The sequence below is a fragment of the Cupriavidus sp. 10L43_2 genome (assembly GCF_056395265.1).
Genome location: NZ_JBFTJE010000002.1, coordinates 417682 through 433830 on the forward strand (window position 1 = coordinate 417682; position 16149 = coordinate 433830).

Annotated in this window: 14 protein-coding genes; 9 read left to right on the top strand and 5 right to left on the bottom strand. The window is 69.0% G+C overall.

Annotated elements, in window-relative coordinates; genetic code table 11:
* Positions 1-187 precede the first annotated feature (187 nt).
* The 4 genes from AC1DEL_RS04240 to AC1DEL_RS04255 form a co-directional block, all read right to left on the bottom strand.
* A complete protein-coding gene (locus AC1DEL_RS04240) occupies positions 188-1513 on the bottom strand; it encodes an MFS transporter (protein WP_092293000.1) in 1326 nt (441 codons plus the stop codon).
* A gap of 129 nt (positions 1514-1642) precedes the next feature.
* Positions 1643-2968 carry an amidase gene (locus AC1DEL_RS04245; protein WP_092292998.1) on the bottom strand — a complete coding sequence of 442 codons (1326 nt, stop codon included), beginning with the start codon at positions 2966-2968 and terminating at the stop codon, positions 1643-1645.
* Positions 2965-3642, bottom strand: a complete 678-nt coding sequence (locus tag AC1DEL_RS04250) for a DUF2848 domain-containing protein (protein WP_477125279.1) — start codon at positions 3640-3642, stop codon at positions 2965-2967. The genes AC1DEL_RS04245 and AC1DEL_RS04250 overlap by 4 nt, the downstream gene beginning before the upstream one ends.
* Positions 3643-3676: 34 nt before the next feature.
* Entirely contained in the window at positions 3677-4399 is a 723-nt protein-coding gene (locus AC1DEL_RS04255) for a GntR family transcriptional regulator (protein WP_092292994.1), read from the bottom strand.
* Between the two features lie 255 nt (positions 4400-4654).
* Here AC1DEL_RS04255 and AC1DEL_RS04260 point away from each other — a divergent pair, with 255 nt between their 5' ends.
* Complete coding sequence (locus AC1DEL_RS04260; protein WP_477106916.1) at positions 4655-5422, top strand: IclR family transcriptional regulator; 768 nt, start codon at positions 4655-4657, stop codon at positions 5420-5422.
* A 15-nt stretch (positions 5423-5437) separates the two neighbouring features.
* On the opposite strand, the gene AC1DEL_RS04265 is transcribed toward AC1DEL_RS04260, so the two are convergent.
* A complete protein-coding gene (locus AC1DEL_RS04265; protein ID WP_441644415.1) occupies positions 5438-6685 on the bottom strand; it encodes a Zn-dependent hydrolase in 1248 nt (415 codons plus the stop codon).
* Between the two features lie 223 nt (positions 6686-6908).
* On the opposite strand from AC1DEL_RS04265, the gene AC1DEL_RS04270 reads away from it, so the two are divergent.
* The 8 genes from AC1DEL_RS04270 (at position 6909) to AC1DEL_RS04305 (ending at position 16098) form a co-directional block, all read left to right on the top strand.
* Positions 6909-8486 carry an ABC transporter substrate-binding protein gene (locus AC1DEL_RS04270; protein ID WP_255370764.1) on the top strand — a complete coding sequence of 526 codons (1578 nt, stop codon included), beginning with the start codon at positions 6909-6911 and terminating at the stop codon, positions 8484-8486.
* Positions 8487-8662: 176 nt separating this feature from the next.
* The gene (locus AC1DEL_RS04275) at positions 8663-9613 is read left to right on the top strand and encodes an ABC transporter permease (RefSeq protein WP_092292988.1); all 951 of its coding nucleotides are present in this window, start codon (positions 8663-8665) and stop codon (positions 9611-9613) included.
* Positions 9614-9623: 10 nt separating this feature from the next.
* Positions 9624-10511, top strand: a complete 888-nt coding sequence (locus AC1DEL_RS04280) for an ABC transporter permease (protein WP_092292986.1) — start codon at positions 9624-9626, stop codon at positions 10509-10511.
* Between the two features lie 2 nt (positions 10512-10513).
* The gene (locus AC1DEL_RS04285) at positions 10514-11596 is read left to right on the top strand and encodes an ABC transporter ATP-binding protein (protein ID WP_454756961.1); all 1083 of its coding nucleotides are present in this window, start codon (positions 10514-10516) and stop codon (positions 11594-11596) included.
* 25 nt (positions 11597-11621) lie between these two features.
* Positions 11622-12644: an ABC transporter ATP-binding protein gene (locus AC1DEL_RS04290; RefSeq protein ID WP_441591132.1), complete on the top strand. Its 1023-nt coding sequence runs from the start codon at positions 11622-11624 to the stop codon at positions 12642-12644.
* A gap of 39 nt (positions 12645-12683) precedes the next feature.
* On the top strand, positions 12684-13874 hold the full coding sequence (locus AC1DEL_RS04295; protein ID WP_477125280.1) for an amidase: 1191 nt from the start codon (positions 12684-12686) through the stop codon (positions 13872-13874).
* 35 nt (positions 13875-13909) lie between these two features.
* Positions 13910-14323, top strand: a complete 414-nt coding sequence (locus tag AC1DEL_RS04300) for a DUF3830 family protein (protein ID WP_092292980.1) — start codon at positions 13910-13912, stop codon at positions 14321-14323.
* Positions 14324-14454: 131 nt separating this feature from the next.
* Positions 14455-16098, top strand: a complete 1644-nt coding sequence (locus AC1DEL_RS04305; protein WP_477125281.1) for a rhomboid family intramembrane serine protease — start codon at positions 14455-14457, stop codon at positions 16096-16098.
* Positions 16099-16149 lie beyond the last annotated feature (51 nt).

Here is a 16149-nt window from a genome sequence, read left to right on the forward strand (position 1 = left end):
TGCGCATCCTCGACAAAGCAAAAAAGGCGGCTGGAACTGCCCGCCTTTCATGATCTGCCGTCGGATGCCGGCCGTGCCGTTGAGGTAACTTTTTCCAACGGTCGACAAGGCTGCGGATTGTAGCGCAAGCCGCAGCGGGAATCCAGCCCCCTGCCCGGCTTGCGCCTCGTCCGGCCCCGCCTGGGGCTTAGCGCCGGGTGCGGATGAAGGCCAGCACCAACACCGTGGCGCAGGCTTCCAGCGCGGCGACGAAATACAGGCCGGACGACAGCCGCCCCGTATTGGTCTTGAACCAGCCGATCATGTACGGCGCCACGAAGCCGGCCAGGTTGCCGATGGAGTTGATCAGGGCGATGCCGCCCGCCGCCGCCGTGCCGGCCAGGAAGGCCGACGGCAGGGACCAGAACACCGGGAAAGCCGCCAGGATGCCGACCGAGGCGATGGTTAGCGCCACCAGTGCCAGCGTGGCGCTGTGCAGCCACATGCCGGTCAGCGTCAGGCCCACCGCGGCCAGCAGCGTGGCCATGGCGCAGTGCATCCGGCGTTCGCCCGAGCGGTCCGAGTGGATGCCGTTGAGCACCATGGCGATGGTGCCGGCCACGAACGGAATCGCCGAGATCAGCCCGATCTGCAGGTTGCCCTTGACGCCCAGCTCCTTGATGATCGACGGGGACCAGAACGCGATGGTGGCATTGCCGCTCACCACGCAGAAGTAGATCGCCGCGCAGATCCAGACTCGCGAATTGGCGAAGGCGTCCCTGAGCGACGAATGCTTGGCCGGGTCACGTGCCTCGGCCTCCACCTCGCGCGTCACCAGCGTCTGCTCGGTGGCCGTCAGCCATTTCGCGTTGACCGGCTTCTCGGGCAGGAACATCAGCACCGCCACACCGGCCAGCACCGACGGAATCCCCTCGATCACGAACAGCCACTGCCAGTTGGCCAGGCCATCCACGCCGTCCATCGCGCTCATGATGAAGCCGGCCAGCGGGCCGCCGATCACGCCAGCGATCGCGAACGAGGTCATGAACAGGCCGTTGATGCGCGCGCGGCGGTCGGCCGGAAACCAGTAGGTCAGGTACAGCACCACACCCGGGAAAAAGCCCGCCTCGAAAATCCCCAGCAGGAAGCGCAGCGCGTAGAACTGCCCCGGCGTCTTGACGAAGATCATCGCCATCGAGGCCAGGCCCCAAAGGATGGTGATGCGCGCCAGCGTCTTGCGCGCGCCGATCTTCTCCAGCAGCAGGTTGCTCGGCACCTCGAACAGGAAGTAGCCGATGAAGAAAATCCCCGCGCCCAGGCCGTACACGGCCTCGCTGAACTGCAGGTCCTGGAGCATCTGGAGCTTGGCGAAGCCCACGTTGACGCGGTCGATCCAGGCCAGGATGAACAGGAACACGAGGAACGGGATCAGGCGCACGGTGATCTTGCGGTACGCCTCGTTGCGTTGCTGAGCCAATTCCGCGGGCGGCAGGCTCTCCAGGGCGCCAGGGGCGCCGGTCATCACGGAAGACATCGGTGATTACTCCTTGGGTGTGGTGGGCGGGGCGCCGCTACATTGGCGGCGCCCTCTGGCTTGCGCTGTGTTGTGCTGGAGCGCGTTGCCGCGGCCGTGGGAATCCGGCCGATTTGCTGGCTGCCCGGCTTACGCCAGGCCCGGCTCGATGGCGCCGGCTACCTGCAGCACGCGGGCGTCGTGCCCGTGCAGGCCGCAGACGCCGAGGCCGATGCCCTGCCCCATCGGCAGGGACGCCGCGCAGCCGTCGAGCCAATTGATCACGCTCGGGTTGCGCAGCACCAGGCCATTCGTGGCGAAGAAGTCCTCGTCACGCGCCAACGCATCCAGGCGCGGCGGGCGCACGGCGACGGTCGGCATCAGCCAGGCGTCGGCATCGCGCAGGCGCTCGGCGGCGCGCGCCTGCATGGCGGCGCGCTCGGCCAGCAGCGTGATGTAGTCGGCGGCGCTCTGTTGCTGGCCGCGACGGATGCGCTGGGCCACGCGCTGGTCGTAGCGGTCGCCCTGCTTGGCCAGCAGATCGCGGTGCCAGGTCCACGACTCGGCGGCGGTCAGGCCACCACCGGCATTGATCTCGGGCAGGCGGCGCAGTTCGGGGAAATCGAAGGTAACGATTTGCGCCCCCTTGGCCGACAGACGCGACAGCGTGGCCTCGAACGCCTGCGCCACCTCGGCCTCCACACCATCCATCACGAAGTCGCGCGTGACGTAGAGGCGCAGGCCGGACAGATCGGCGGGCCGGGTGTCGAGCGTCTCGCCGCTCAGCGCCGCGTCCATCGCCACGCAGCACGCCACCGAGCGCGCCAGCGGGCCGGCCGAATCGAGCGAGGTCGACAGCGGCACCGCGCCGGACAGCGGCACGCGGCGCGCGGTCGGCTTGAAGCCCGTCAGCCCGCAGAACGCCGACGGAATGCGGATCGAGCCGCCCGTGTCGGTGCCCAGCGCGGCCACGGCCATCTCCTCGGCCACGCTGACCGCGCCGCCCGAGGTGGAGCCGCCGGCGATGCGCTCGGCGTCGAACGGCGTGCGCGGCGTGCCGTAGTGGGGGTTCAGCCCCAGGCCCGAGAACGCGAACTCGCTCATATTGGTACGGCCGATCAGCACCGCGCCAGCCGCGCGCAGGCGAGCCACGGCGGGCGCGTCGGCCTGGGCCGGGGCGGTGCCGTCCAGCGCCACCGAGCCGGCACGCGTCATCTGGCCGCGCACATCGAACAGATCCTTGATGGACACCGGCAGGCCGGCCAGCGGCGATGCCACGAGCCCGGCGGCGCGCGCCTGGTCAGCCGCGCGGGCCTGCGCCAGCGCACCGTCGGCGTCCACGTGCAGGAAGGCGACGCCGCCAGCACGCTGGTGCTGCGCGATCCGGGCCAGCGCGTCTTCGGTCAGCGCCACGCTGGTCGTGCGCCCGGCCGCCAGCGATGCCGCCAGGGCGGCGATGGTCGGGGCGGCGCTCATTCGGCCACCTCCAGCGACGCCACGCGGTACGCATGGCGCAGCGTGCGATGGCGCACCGGGTCGTGCAGCTCCACCTCGAAGGCGTCGCCGTGGCCCAGGTCGCCGATCACGGCCTGCGTGCCGCAGAACATGGCGGTGCCGGGCGGCAGCTGCGCTTCGCCAGTCAGGCGTTGCACCAGATCGCGCGGGTCCAGCAGGCGCGTGACCTTGCCATCCTGATACAGCGCACGCTGGCCGTCGCGCACGCGCCAGCAGCGCATTTCCAGCTCGTCCCAGTGATCGGCCACCTCGTCGAAGCGCCAGACGTCGCGGCCCATCGGCTTGCCGCACATCTGCTTGGAGACGGTCACATCATAGGCTTCGACCTTCCGGTCGGTATGGTCCGAGCCGATGCCGATGTACAGCGCGTCCGCGCCCTGCAGCAGCACGAATTCGGTCTCGCCCGACGAGTCGTCGCGCGGCACCTCGAGCACGTCGGCGGTGGTCAGCAGCGAGGCGGCCAGCGGGTAGAAGGTCGGCACGGTGGCGGGCGGCTTCACGCCCAGCGCCTGGAGTTCTTCGATGTGATGCTGGACAGCGGCGGCGTCGCGGCCAGTCCAGCCGGCGATGATGAGTCGTTGGACGTCGAGGGCGAGCGGGCCCCCGCCGGCTACCTGGAGGTGCAGTGTCGGCATGGCGTACTACCTGGTTACGAGGGAAAAGGGTCGGTCAGAGAGTCCGGATGATGTTCTTCCGGAATTCGTCGATATGTTCGCGGATCGCCTCGCGCACGGCCGGGATGTCCCGGCGCTCGAGCGCGTCGACGATCTCCAGATGCTCCTGGTAGACGTTCTCCAGGTGCTGGGGATCGGACAGCGAGAGGAACCAGAAGCGCGCCTGTTTCTCATGCAGGCCGCGCAGCAGTTCGGCCAGCACGCGGTTGCGCGAGGCGGCGGACATGGCGGTATGGAACTTGAGGTCGAGCGAGGCCAGCGCGGGGATGTCGCGGCGGGCAATCAGCTCGGGCGAACGGTCCACGATGTCGCGCATGGCCTTGAAGTCGCTGTCGTGCCCGCGCTCGCAGGCCAGCGTGGCGCACAGCACCTCATTGGTGGCGCGCACCTCGATCATGTCGAGCACTTCGTTCAGCGACAGCGGCGTCACCAGCACGCCCTTGCGCGGCAGGATGGACACCAGCCCTTCCACTTCGAGCCGATGCAGCGCCTGATGGACCGGCGTGCGGCCCAGGCCGAGCAGCGCGGCCACCTGGGCCTCGATCAGCGGCTCGCCGGGACGGAACTCGCACGCGATGATGCGGCGCTTGATCTCCGTGTACGCCTGCTCGCGCAGCGCCGCGCCGCTCTGGGCAGGCGTGGGGGGCATGAGGGGCGCTACGGGAGTGGTTGCCGGCTGGGGGTCGGCACCGCCGACCAGTCGAATAGGGTTCGCCACGGGTTGCTCGCTTCGTCTCAACGTTCGTTGAAGTTGCTGTGATACTAGTGTGATATTTCACTGGAGACAACCCGGAAAACCCTAGGGGTAAACACCAGAGACGCGCCAGCCGTCGAGGCGCCGGGTATCATGGCGGGACGTTATGGAATCGATAATCGATTCATGCGTATCTTGGTGCAATATGCAGCCATCGTGGTGCAGGGTTTCACGACGATGGTGCCGAACCTTGGTAATCCGCCCCGCTGTCCGTCTCCCATGTCCGCCGATCCGCTGTTCAATCAATCGCTCGAAAAAGGGCTCGAAGTCCTGCGCGCCTTCAGCGCCGTCCATCGCACGCTGACGCTCTCCGAAGTGGCCGGCCTCACCGGCATGACCAAGAGTTCGGCCCAGCGCACGGTCCATACGCTCGAAAGCCTCGGCTATATCGACAAGCACCCGCAGACCCGCCGCTTCCGCCTGACGCCGAAGGTGATGGAGATCGGCTACAACTACCTGGCCGCCGATGCGCTGATTCCGATTGCCAGCCCCTACCTGTCCCAGTTGGCCAACGCCAGCGGCGAGACGGCCAATCTGACCGAGCCCGTGGGGCTGGACATGGTCTACGTGGCGCAACTGATGACCGCCAAGCACATGCCCGTGCTGACGCCGGTGGGCATGCGCATTCCGATGTACTGCACGAGTTCCGGCCGCGCCTACCTGAGCACGCTGCCCGATGCGCAGGTGCGCGCGACGCTGGAGGCTTCCACGCGCGCGCCGCGCACGCCGGCCACGCTGACCGATGTAGACGCGATCTTCGCGCAGGTGGTGGCGTGCCGGGGCCTGGGCTATGCCTGCAACGAGGAGGAGCTGTTTTTGGGCGATATGGGCGTGGGGGCGCCCATCGTGAACAGCCAGGGGGTGGCGGTGGGCGCGGTGCATGTGTCACCGCCCGCCAGCCGGTGGACGATGGCGGAGGCCCAGCGCAAGCTGGGGCCCCTCGTCATCGAGTGCGCGTGGGCGATTTCAAGGTCGATCGGACATTGAGGCTGCCACCGGCGATCAGCGAGCGTGCTCCAGCATCGCCTGCAGCAGCACGTTGGCGCCGGCCTCGATGTGCTCGGGCAGCGCATCTTCCAGTTCGTTATGGCTGATGCCGTCCTTGCAGGGCACGAAGATCATCCCGGTGGGGGCGCGCTGCGCCACGTAGACGGCGTCGTGGCCCGCACCGCTGACCACGTCCATGCTCGACAGCCCCAGCGCCGCCGCCGCGCGCCGCACGCTGTCCACGCAGGCCGGGGCGAACAGGCAGGGCTCGAACTTCACCACCTGGCGAATCTCCACGCTCACCGCCGCCACGTCAGCAATGCCGGCGAAGGCCGCGCGCATCGCCGCATCCATCCGGTCCAGCCCGTCCTGCGACAGGTTGCGGAAGTCCACCGTAAAGTCCACCCGCCCCGGAATCACGTTGCGTGAGTTCGGCTTGACCTCGACATAGCCGACGGTGCCCCGGCCATGCGGCGCGGCATCCCGGGCGATGCGGTTCACGGCCTCGATCATCCGCGCCGTTGCCAGCAGCGCATCGTGCCGCAGCGCCAGCGGGGTCGGGCCGGCGTGGGCGTCCTGGCCGGTCACGGTCACGTCGTACCACTGCTGGCCCAGCGCGCCCGAGACCACGCCGATCGGCAGCCCGGCCGCCTCCAGCACCGGTCCCTGCTCGATATGGGCCTCGAAGTAGGCCGCGAACATGCCGCCCGGCACCTCGCCGGCAGGCTGCGCGCCGTGATAGCCGATGGCGGCCAGCGCGTCGCCCACGCTCACCCCGTCGCGGTCTTGCTGGCGGCGCGCCTCGTCGGCATCGAACACGCCGGCGAACACGCCCGAGCCCATCATCACCGGCGTGAAGCGGGTGCCCTCCTCGTTGGTCCAGAACGCCACCTCCAGCGGCGCGCGCGTCTGGATGCCGAGGTCGTTGAGCGTACGCATGACCTCCAGCCCCGCCAGCACGCCGAAGTTGCCGTCGAACTTGCCGCCCGAGGGCTGGGTGTCGATATGGCTGCCCGTGGCCACGGCCCGCGCGGCAGGGTCCGTGCCGGCACGGCGCGCGAAGACATTGCCGATCTCGTCCACGCGCACGTCCAGGCCCGCCTCGCGGCACCACTGCACCACGAGGTCGCGGCCCTTGCGGTCTTCATCGGTCAGCGCGATGCGGCACACGCCGCCCTTCGGCGTGGCGCCGATCGCGCCCAGATCCATGAGCGATTGCCACAGCCGGGCGCCATTGATGCGGGGAAGAACTTTCGAATCCATGTCTGCCTTGTCTGCTTCGTGAGTGAATGATGAATGACCAACGCCCGGTGCAAGAACCAGACCACGCGCCGGGGCGGCGCGACTGGCACATGACTTGCTAGACCGAAGGCAGCCCTTCCCCCACTCAGGAGCATTGCCTGTGAACCACCAAACGTCCGCCCACGCGAAAGGTTTCTCCGCCGCAGTCCTGGCCCTCTCGTTCCTCGCACTGCCCGGCGCCGCCATGGCCGAGAAGACGCTGCGCATCGGCATGACCGCTGCCGACATCCCGCGCACGCTCGGCCAGCCCGACCAGGGCTTCGAGGGCAACCGCTTCACCGGCATTCCGATGTACGACGCGCTGACGCAGTGGGACCTCTCCAAGGGCAACGGCCCCAGCCTGCTGATTCCCGACCTCGCCACCGAGTGGAAGGTGGACGCCGCCGACAAGACCAAGTGGACCTTCAAGCTGCGTCCCGGCGTGAAGTTCCACGACGGCTCCGCCTTCAACGCGGACGCCGTGGTCTGGAACGTCAACAAGGTGCTCGACAAGACCGCCAAGCAGTTCGATGCGAGCCAGGTGGGCGTGACCGCCTCGCGCATGCCCACGCTGCGCAGCGCGAAGAAGATCGACGACCTGACCGTGGAGCTGGTCACGTCCGAGCCGGACTCGTTCCTGCCGTACAACATCTCGAACCTGTTCATGGCCTCGCCCACGCAGTGGGAGAAGAAGTTCGCCGCCGTGCCAGCCTCGGTGACCGATGCGGCCGAGCGCAGCAAGCAGGCGTGGGTCGCCTTCGCCGCCGACGCCTCCGGCACCGGCCCGTTCAAGATGACCCGCTTCGTCCCGCGCGAGCGCCTGGAACTGGCCAAGAACGCCAGCTACTGGGACAGCAAGCGCGTGCCCAAGATCGACAAGGTGGTGATGGTGCCGATGCCCGAGGCCAACGCGCGCACCGCCGCGCTGCTGTCGGGCCAGGTCGACTGGATCGAAGCTCCCGCGCCTGACGCCGTCGCCCAGATCAAGAGCCGCGGCTTCGAGGTCTACGCCAACGCCCAGCCGCACATGTGGCCGTGGCAGCTCTCCTTCGCGCCGAATTCGCCGTGGCTGGACAAGCGCGTGCGCCAGGCCGCCAACCTCTGCGTGAACCGCTCGGGCCTGAAGACGCTGCTGGGCGGCTACATGGCCGAGGCCAAGGGCATCGTGGAAGCCGGCAACCCGTGGTGGGGCAATCCCAAGTTCGACATCAAGTACGACGCCAACGCCGCCCGCAAGCTGATGGCCGAAGCCGGCTACTCGGCCGCCAAGCCGCTCAAGGTGAAGGTGCAGGTGTCGGCGTCCGGCTCGGGCCAGATGCAGCCGCTGCCGATGAACGAGTACGTGCAGCAGAACCTCAAGGAGTGCTTCTTCGACGTGGACTTCGACGTCGTGGAGTGGAACACCCTGTTCACCAACTGGCGCATCGGCGCCAAGGATGCCAGCGCGCACGGCGCCAACGCCATCAACGTCAGCTTCGCGGCGATGGACCCGTTCTTCGCGATGGTCCGCTTCGTCAGCACCAAGACGCAGCCGCCGGTCTCGAACAACTGGGGCTTCTTCGGCAATGCGGAGTTCGACAAGCTGATCGAGACCGCCCGCACCTCGTTCGACGAAAAGTCCCGTGACGCCGCGCTGGCCAAGCTGCACGCGCGCATCGTGGAAGAGTCGCCATTCGTGCTGATCGCCCACGACGTGGGCCCGCGCGCCATCTCGAAGAAGGTCAAGGGCGTGGTGCAGCCGCAGAGCTGGTTTATCGATATTGCGACGATGTCGATGGACTGAGTTGGTTTGCGCCCCGTTGTGTTCTCCCCTCTCCCCTTGGGAGAGGGGCGGGGGAGAGGGCAGCGGTTCAAGTTGAGACATCGCATCGAGACACTCCGGCCCTCTCCCCCGGCCCCTCTCCCGCAAGCGGGCGAGGGGAGAAAACCCTCCGCCCCCACACTAGCCGGCCACAGACCATGACTTACCTGCTTCGCCGCATTCTCTATGCGCTGCCTATCCTGCTTGGGGTTGCCCTGCTCTGCTTCTCGCTGGTCCACATCGCCCCCGGGGACCCCCTCGTCTCGGTGCTGCCGCCCGATGCCTCCGAAGACCTCCGGCGCCAACTCACCGCGCTGTACGGCTTCGACAAACCGTTCCTCGAACAATTTCTGCACTGGCTGGCCCGCGCGCTCCATGGCGACCTGGGCACCTCCATCGCCACCAATCGCCCGGTGATGAGCGAGGTTTCCACCGCCGTGATCAACTCGATCCGGCTGGCCAGCGTGGCCACGCTGATCGGCTTCACCTTCGGCTGCCTGTTCGGCTTCGTGGCCGGCTACCTGCGCGATTCCATCGCCGACCGCACCGCCTCCTTCCTGTCCGTGCTCGGTGTCAGCATTCCCCACTACTGGCTCGGCATGGTGCTGGTCATCGCCTTCTCGGTGCTGCTCGGCTGGCTGCCCGCCACCGGCGCCGGCCCGGGCGGCTCGGGGGACTGGGCGTGGGACTGGGAGCACTTCCAGTACATGCTGCTGCCGGCCATCACGATGTCGGTGATCCCGATGGGCATCGTCGCCCGCACGATCCGGGCGCTGGTGGCGGAGATCCTGTCCAACGAGTTCATCGTCGGCCTGCGCGCCCGGGGCCTGTCGGACGTGGCCGTGTTCCGCCACGTGGTCAAGAACGTGGCGCCGACCGCGCTGTCCGTGATGGGCCTCCAGCTCGGCTACCTGCTCGGCGGGTCGATCCTGATCGAGACCGTGTTCTCGTGGCCCGGCACCGGCTTCCTGCTGAACTCGGCCATCTTCCAGCGCGACTTCCCGCTGCTGCAGGGCACGATCCTCGTGCTGGCCGTGTTCTTTGTCCTGCTCAACCTGCTGGTGGACGCGCTGCAGACGCTGTTCGACCCCCGCATCCAGCGCAATTAAGGAGGCCCCCATGCAGATCGCACTGAACAAGGCCGTGGCGCCGCTGCCCGTGGCGCGCTCGCCCGGCTACTGGGCCACCGTGGGCCGCCGCCTGCTGCGCAACAAGCTGGCGATGGCCGCCGCGCTGATCCTGATCGCCCTGGTGGTGTTGGCGATCTTCGCCCCGGCGCTGATGCCGGCGGACCCGTACGCGTCCTCCATCCTCAAGCGACTCAAGCCGATCGGCACGGCTGGCTATCCGCTCGGCACCGACGAACTGGGCCGCGACCTGCTCTCGCGCCTGATGCTGGGCGGCCGGCTCTCGCTGTTCATGGGCATCACGCCGGTGCTGCTGGCGTTTGTGATCGGCAGCGCACTCGGCATCATCGCCGGCTACGCGGGCGGCTGGACCAACACCATCATCATGCGGCTCACCGACATCCTCTACGCCTTTCCGTCGGTGCTGCTGGCCATCGCGCTGTCCGGCACGCTGGGCGCCGGGGTGGGCAACGCGCTGCTGTCGCTGACCATCGTCTTCGTACCGCAGATCGTGCGGGTGGCGGAGAGCGTGACCACGCAGGTACGCAACCGCGAGTTCGTCGATGCGGCGCGCGCCTCCGGGGCCAGCTCGCTGACCATCGTGCGCGCCCATGTGCTGAATAACGTACTTGGGCCGATTTTCGTCTATGCGACGAGTCTGATTTCGGTGTCGATGATCCTGGCCTCCGGGCTCTCCTTCCTCGGCCTCGGCGTGAAGCCGCCCGAGCCCGAGTGGGGCCTGATGCTCAACACGCTGCGCACCGCCATCTACACCCAGCCCTGGGTCGCCGCCCTGCCCGGCGCGATGATTTTCCTGACCTCGATCTCGTTCAACCTGCTGGCCGACGGCATCCGCTCGGCCATGGAAATCAAGGAATGAACATGAGCGACCTCCTCACAGCGCCCGCACCCGCCCACGCCCGCGACATCGGCGGCCCGGCCCAGCCACTCGTGATCGCGCGCGATCTCGTCAAGCATTTCCCGCTCAAGTCGGCCATCCCGTTCCACAAGGCCGGCGAGGTCCGCGCCGTGGACGGCGTCAGCTTCGACGTGCTCAAGGGCGAAACCCTCGGCGTGGTCGGCGAGTCCGGCTGCGGCAAGTCCACCACCGCGCGGCTGCTGATGCAGCTCACCGCGCAAGACAGCGGCGAGCTGATCTTCGACGCCCAGGGCGTGGGCTCGCCCCAGTTGCCGATGAAGGCGTTCCGCAGCCAGGTGCAGATGGTGTTCCAGGACAGCTACTCGTCGCTGAACCCGCGCCTGACCATCGAGGAATCGATCGCCTTCACGCCGCGCGTGCACGGCGTGCCGGCGCGGGAGGCCACCGAGCGGGCGCGCTACCTGCTGGAGCGCGTGGGACTGGAACCGGCGCGCTTTGCCGGGCGCTATCCGCACGAACTGTCCGGTGGGCAGCGCCAGCGGGTGAACATCGCCCGCGCGCTGTCGCTGCGGCCCCGGCTGGTAATCCTGGACGAAGCGGTGTCCGCGCTCGACAAATCCGTGGAAGCCCAGGTGCTGAACCTGCTGCTCGACCTCAAAGCCGAGTTCGACCTGACCTACGTCTTCATCAGCCATGACCTCAACGTCATCCGCTACCTGTGCGACCGGGTGATGGTGATGTACCTGGGCAAGGTGGTGGAGATTGGCGATACGGAGTCGATCTACGCCAATCCCTCGCACCCGTACACGCGCGCGCTGCTGGCGTCGATGCCGTCGATGGACCCGGACCACCGCACGCTGGCCGCGCCGCTGGCGGGCGACCCGCCCAACCCGATCAATCCGCCGTCCGGATGCAGCTTCCATCCGCGCTGCGCCCGCGCCGAGCCGGTCTGCGAGCGCCGCACCCCCGTGCTGGCCGACGAACTGGCCGGCCATCCCGTGTCTTGCCTGATGGCGATGCCCGACGGTGGCCACTCGCTGCCGCTGCGGCGCATGACGCCGGGCCTGCACGCGGCCACGCCCTGACCCACCTGACCTGCGGGAGACCCCTATGACAGCCCCCCATTCCCCTGCCGTCTCGGTCAAGGACCTCCACGTCACCTTCGCCGGCGGCGGCAAGACCATCCGCGCGGTGAACGGCGTGTCGCTCGACGTGGCCCCCGGCGAAGCCGTGGCGCTGATCGGCGAATCCGGTTCCGGCAAGAGCGTGACGCTGCGCGCGCTGATGCGCCTCCATCCGCCCCGCCGCACGCGCATCGGCGGCCAGATCCATGTCGATGGCCAGGACGTGCTCGCGCTGGACAAGCGCGCGCTGGCCCGGCTGCGCGGCGGCACCGTCGCCATGGTGTTCCAGGAGCCGCTGCTGGCGCTGGACCCGGTGTACACGGTGGGCCAGCAGATCGTCGAGTGCATTCGGACGCACAAGAAGGTGTCCGCCGCCGAAGCCCGCGCGCTGGCGCTGAAGGCGCTGGAAGCGGTGCGCATTCCCAGCCCCGAGCGGCGGCTGGCCGCCTATCCGCACGAGATGTCCGGCGGCATGCGGCAGCGGGCGATGATTGCGCTCGCGCTGTCGGCCCAACCGAAAATCCTGCTGGCCGATGAGCCCACCACGGCGCTGGACGCCACCGTGCAGATCCAGGTGCTGATCCTGCTGCGGGAGCTGCAACGCGAGCTGGGCCTTTCCATCGTCTTCGTCACGCACGACATGGGTGCGGCGGTGGAGATTGCCGACCGCGTGGCCGTGATGTACGGCGGCCGCATCGTCGAGGAAGGCCCGATCCGCACGCTGCTGCGCGAGGCGCGCCACCCGTACACGATGGCGCTGCTGCAAAGCCGCCAGCACGGCATGGATCGCGGCCAGCGGCTGCAGGCCATCGGCGGCGCCCCGCCTGACCTGGCCGCGCTGCCGCCGGGCTGCACCTTCGCCCCGCGCTGCGCGCACGCCCGCCCCGCCTGCCTGGCCGAGGTGCCGCGCAGCGTGGCGCTGGGCAACGGCCACCGCGTCAGTTGCGTGCTGGTGGCCGATAGCTCCGAACCTTCGAATACCGCCGCTGCCTCGCCGGCCGCCGCCTAAACTCCATCCATCCTCCGAAAAAGAAGGAAGCCGAACGCCATGACCCTGGCCACCCATCCCGCCCGCGCCTTCATGCCCTACCCCGACGCGCCCGTGCCCAACGCGGCCATCGGCCCGCTGCGGGGGCTGACCTTCGCCGTCAAGGACCTGTTCGACGTGGCCGGCTACCCCACCGGCGGCGGCAATCCGCACGTGCTGGCCCGCTCCGGCATCAAGAGCGTGACCGCGCCCACGGTGCAGAAGCTGCTCGATGCCGGCGCGATGTTCGTCGGCAAGTCGCACACGGACGAGCTGGCCTTCTCGATGAACGGCCAGAACGCGCACTACGGCGGCCCAGTCAACGGTGGCGCGCCCGATCGCGTGACGGGCGGTTCGTCGTCGGGGTCCGCCTCGGCGGTGTCCAACAAGCTGTGCGACTTCGCGCTCGGCACGGACACCGGCGGCTCGGTGCGCGCCCCGGCCAGCCACTGCGGCCTGTTCGGCATCCGCCCCTCGCATGGCCGTATCTCGCTCCAGCACTGCATGCCGCTGTGCGAGACGCTCGATACCTGCGGCTTCTTCGCGCGTGACATCGGCACCTTCGCCCGCGTGGCGGACGTGCTGTTCGGCAAGGATGCCGATCCGCTGCCGGCCCGGCCTCGCCTGCTGCTGGCATCGGACTTGTTCGAATTGCCGACACCCGAAGCTCGCGCCGCGCTGGCGCCCACGGTGGCGCGCATCGAGGCCGTGCTGGGCCATGCCACCCCGGTGGACGTGGCCGACCGGCCGCTGTCCGACCTGTACTGGGCCTTCCGCTACGTGCAGGGCTGGGAAGCCTGGCAGGCCGATGGCGCGCTGATCGAGAACTACGGCCTGCAGATGGGCCCGGACGTGGCCGCGCGCTTCGCGTTCAGCAAGGGGGTCACGCAAGCCCAGTTCGCGCAGTCGAGCGCGGTGCGCCGCGAGTTCACCGCGCACCTGGGTCGCCTGCTCGGCCATGACGGCGTGCTGGTGCTGCCGACCATGCCGGACATCGCCCCGCTGCGCACCGCCGCCGGCGAGACGCTGGAGGACTACCGCACCGCCGCCGCCCACTCGCTGTGCCTGACGCCGCTGTCGGGCTTCCCGCAACTGAGCCTGCCGCTCTCCGGCCGCGCCGGCGCGCCGCTCGGCATTTCCCTGCTCGGCCCGAAGGGCAGCGACCGCAGCCTGATCGCCGTGGCGGAGACGCTGATGACGGCGCTGGCCTGACCCGGCCCCCATCGACCCTCTATATAGATATAGCCATGCCCCGACTCCGCATCACCGCCGCCGGCCAGACCTTCCTGGCCGACACCCACCCGGACGCCCCCGAGACCGTGGCCGCCTTCCTGAAGCTGCTGCCCTACCGGCAGAAGCTGATCCACGTGCGCTGGAGCGGCGAAGGCTGCTGGATTCCGCTCGGCGAATTCAAGCTGGGCGTTGGCTTCGAAAACCACACCAGCCACCCGTCCGTGGGCGACATCCTGTTCTACCCGGGCGGCTACAGCGAAACCGAGATCATCCTGGCCTACGGCAGCTGCTGCTTCGCCAGCAAGATGGGCCAGCTGGCCGGCAACCACTTTCTGACCATCGTCGAAGGCCGGGAGAACCTCCGGGCGCTCGGCACCAAGGTGCTCTGGGAGGGCGCGCAGGACGTGGTCTTCGAACTGGCCGACTAGGGCCGCAACCCTCCCGACGGGGGAGATGCTTCCCGACGGACGACCGCATATCGTCGCGTGACGCGCGCCGTGGCCCTGCCGCACCGGGGCCAGCGAGATGACGCGATGACATCGTCTTGTCGGGAAGAACCATGCAGACATCGCTATTCATGCGCGCGCCGGCCACCGGCTCGCGCCGCAGCGGCGCGTTCCATGTGCGCCGATTCGGGTCCGCGCTGCTCGTGCGCGCCTTGCTCTGGCTCTGCTTCGGCGGGCTGGGGACGCTGCTCCTGCTGTTCTCGCACGGCAAGACCAGCCTGATCGTCGTCGGCGCCGGCTTCTTCGGCGTGCTGATCCTGTTCGAATGGTCCTGGGGCCGGCACGCGCCGCTGCGCAAGCCGCTGTTGACGGTGGACGCCGGCGGCATCGGCTCGACGTCCTTCCCGCGCCGCCGCCCCCACCTGCGCTGGGCCGAGATCGCCGCTGTGGCGGTGCGCAACCTGCGCGGCGGTCCCGTCATCGAAGTCTTTCCCAAGCCCGCGCCGGGTGCCCGGAAACGGACCCCGGCATCGTTCACGATCCGGCTGGCCCTGATGCGCGAGGCAGACCAGCAGCTCGCCCAGGCGCTGGTCACCCATCACATGCGTACGGCGGGCGTCGCAGTCGATAACGCGCTGGCGGCCGACCAAGCCTTCCGGGCCGAGATGCAGGCACTGCCGCACACCTGGGGCCTGTACGCGATGATCGCCCTCGACGTGGGGATCTGGCTCTTTACGCTCACGCACGGCGCCACGCTCGACGCCACAGCGCCCGCCAAGCTCGTCGAATGGGGCGGCAACGCCGCCGTGCTGGTGCAGGAGGGCCAGTGGTGGCGGTTGCTGACGGCCACCTTCCTGCACAGCAGCCTCCGGCACATCGGCGCCAACATGCTGGTGCTGTTCCTGCTCGGCAAGCACGTGGAGCAGTTCTACGGCACGCGCGGCTTCCTGCTGATCTATCTCGGCGCGGGGCTGGCCGGTAGCGCGCTGAGCCTGCATTTCGGGGCGCAGACGGCGGTGTCGGTCGGGGCGTCGGGCGCCGTGTTCGGCGTGGGCGGCGCGCTGCTGGCGGGGGTGCTGCGGCATCGCCGGCTGCTGCCCGAGGGCATCCATCGGCAACTGACGACGGACGCCGCGGTGATGATCGGCTATTCGCTGGTGCAGGGCTTCCTGTCAACCCGCGTGGACAACGCCGGGCACGTGGGCGGCCTGATCGGCGGCGCGCTGATCGCGCTATGCCTGCCGGTGCGGCTGGACCGCGCCAGCTACGCCCGCAAGCTGCGGCGCGGCCTGGCCATGGCGGCAGCCGTTGCCGCCGTGCTGGTGGTGGGTACCGCCGCGCTGGCACCGCGCGTGCCCCAGGCCATGCGCGACAGCCTGGCCGCTTCCCGCCAGATCGAGCGCGCCCACAAGACCTTCACGACCGCCTTCCAGGCCATGCAGGCCGACAATGCGGCAACCAAGGCCGGCCGGATGACGCCCGAGGAAGCGGACGACCGCAGCCGGACCGTGCACGCCCCGGCGCTCGATCAGGCCGTGTCCGAACTGGTCCGCATCACGCTGCCGCCGGGCGACCCGCGCGCGCCGCTGGTGCAGGACATGACGCTGCTGGCCGACCTGCTGCGGGAAATGGCCCGCATGCCGTCGGTGAAGGATCCCCGCACCGGCAAACCCGTGGCCGCCGATCCCCGCCGCGCAGCGCAGATCGCGGTGGACATCGTGCGGCTGACCGCCCAAATGAAAAAGCGCCAGTCGTAACCGGCGCTTTTTCTTCTCCCCCGGGGATCACCCCGCCTACCCGGCCATCAC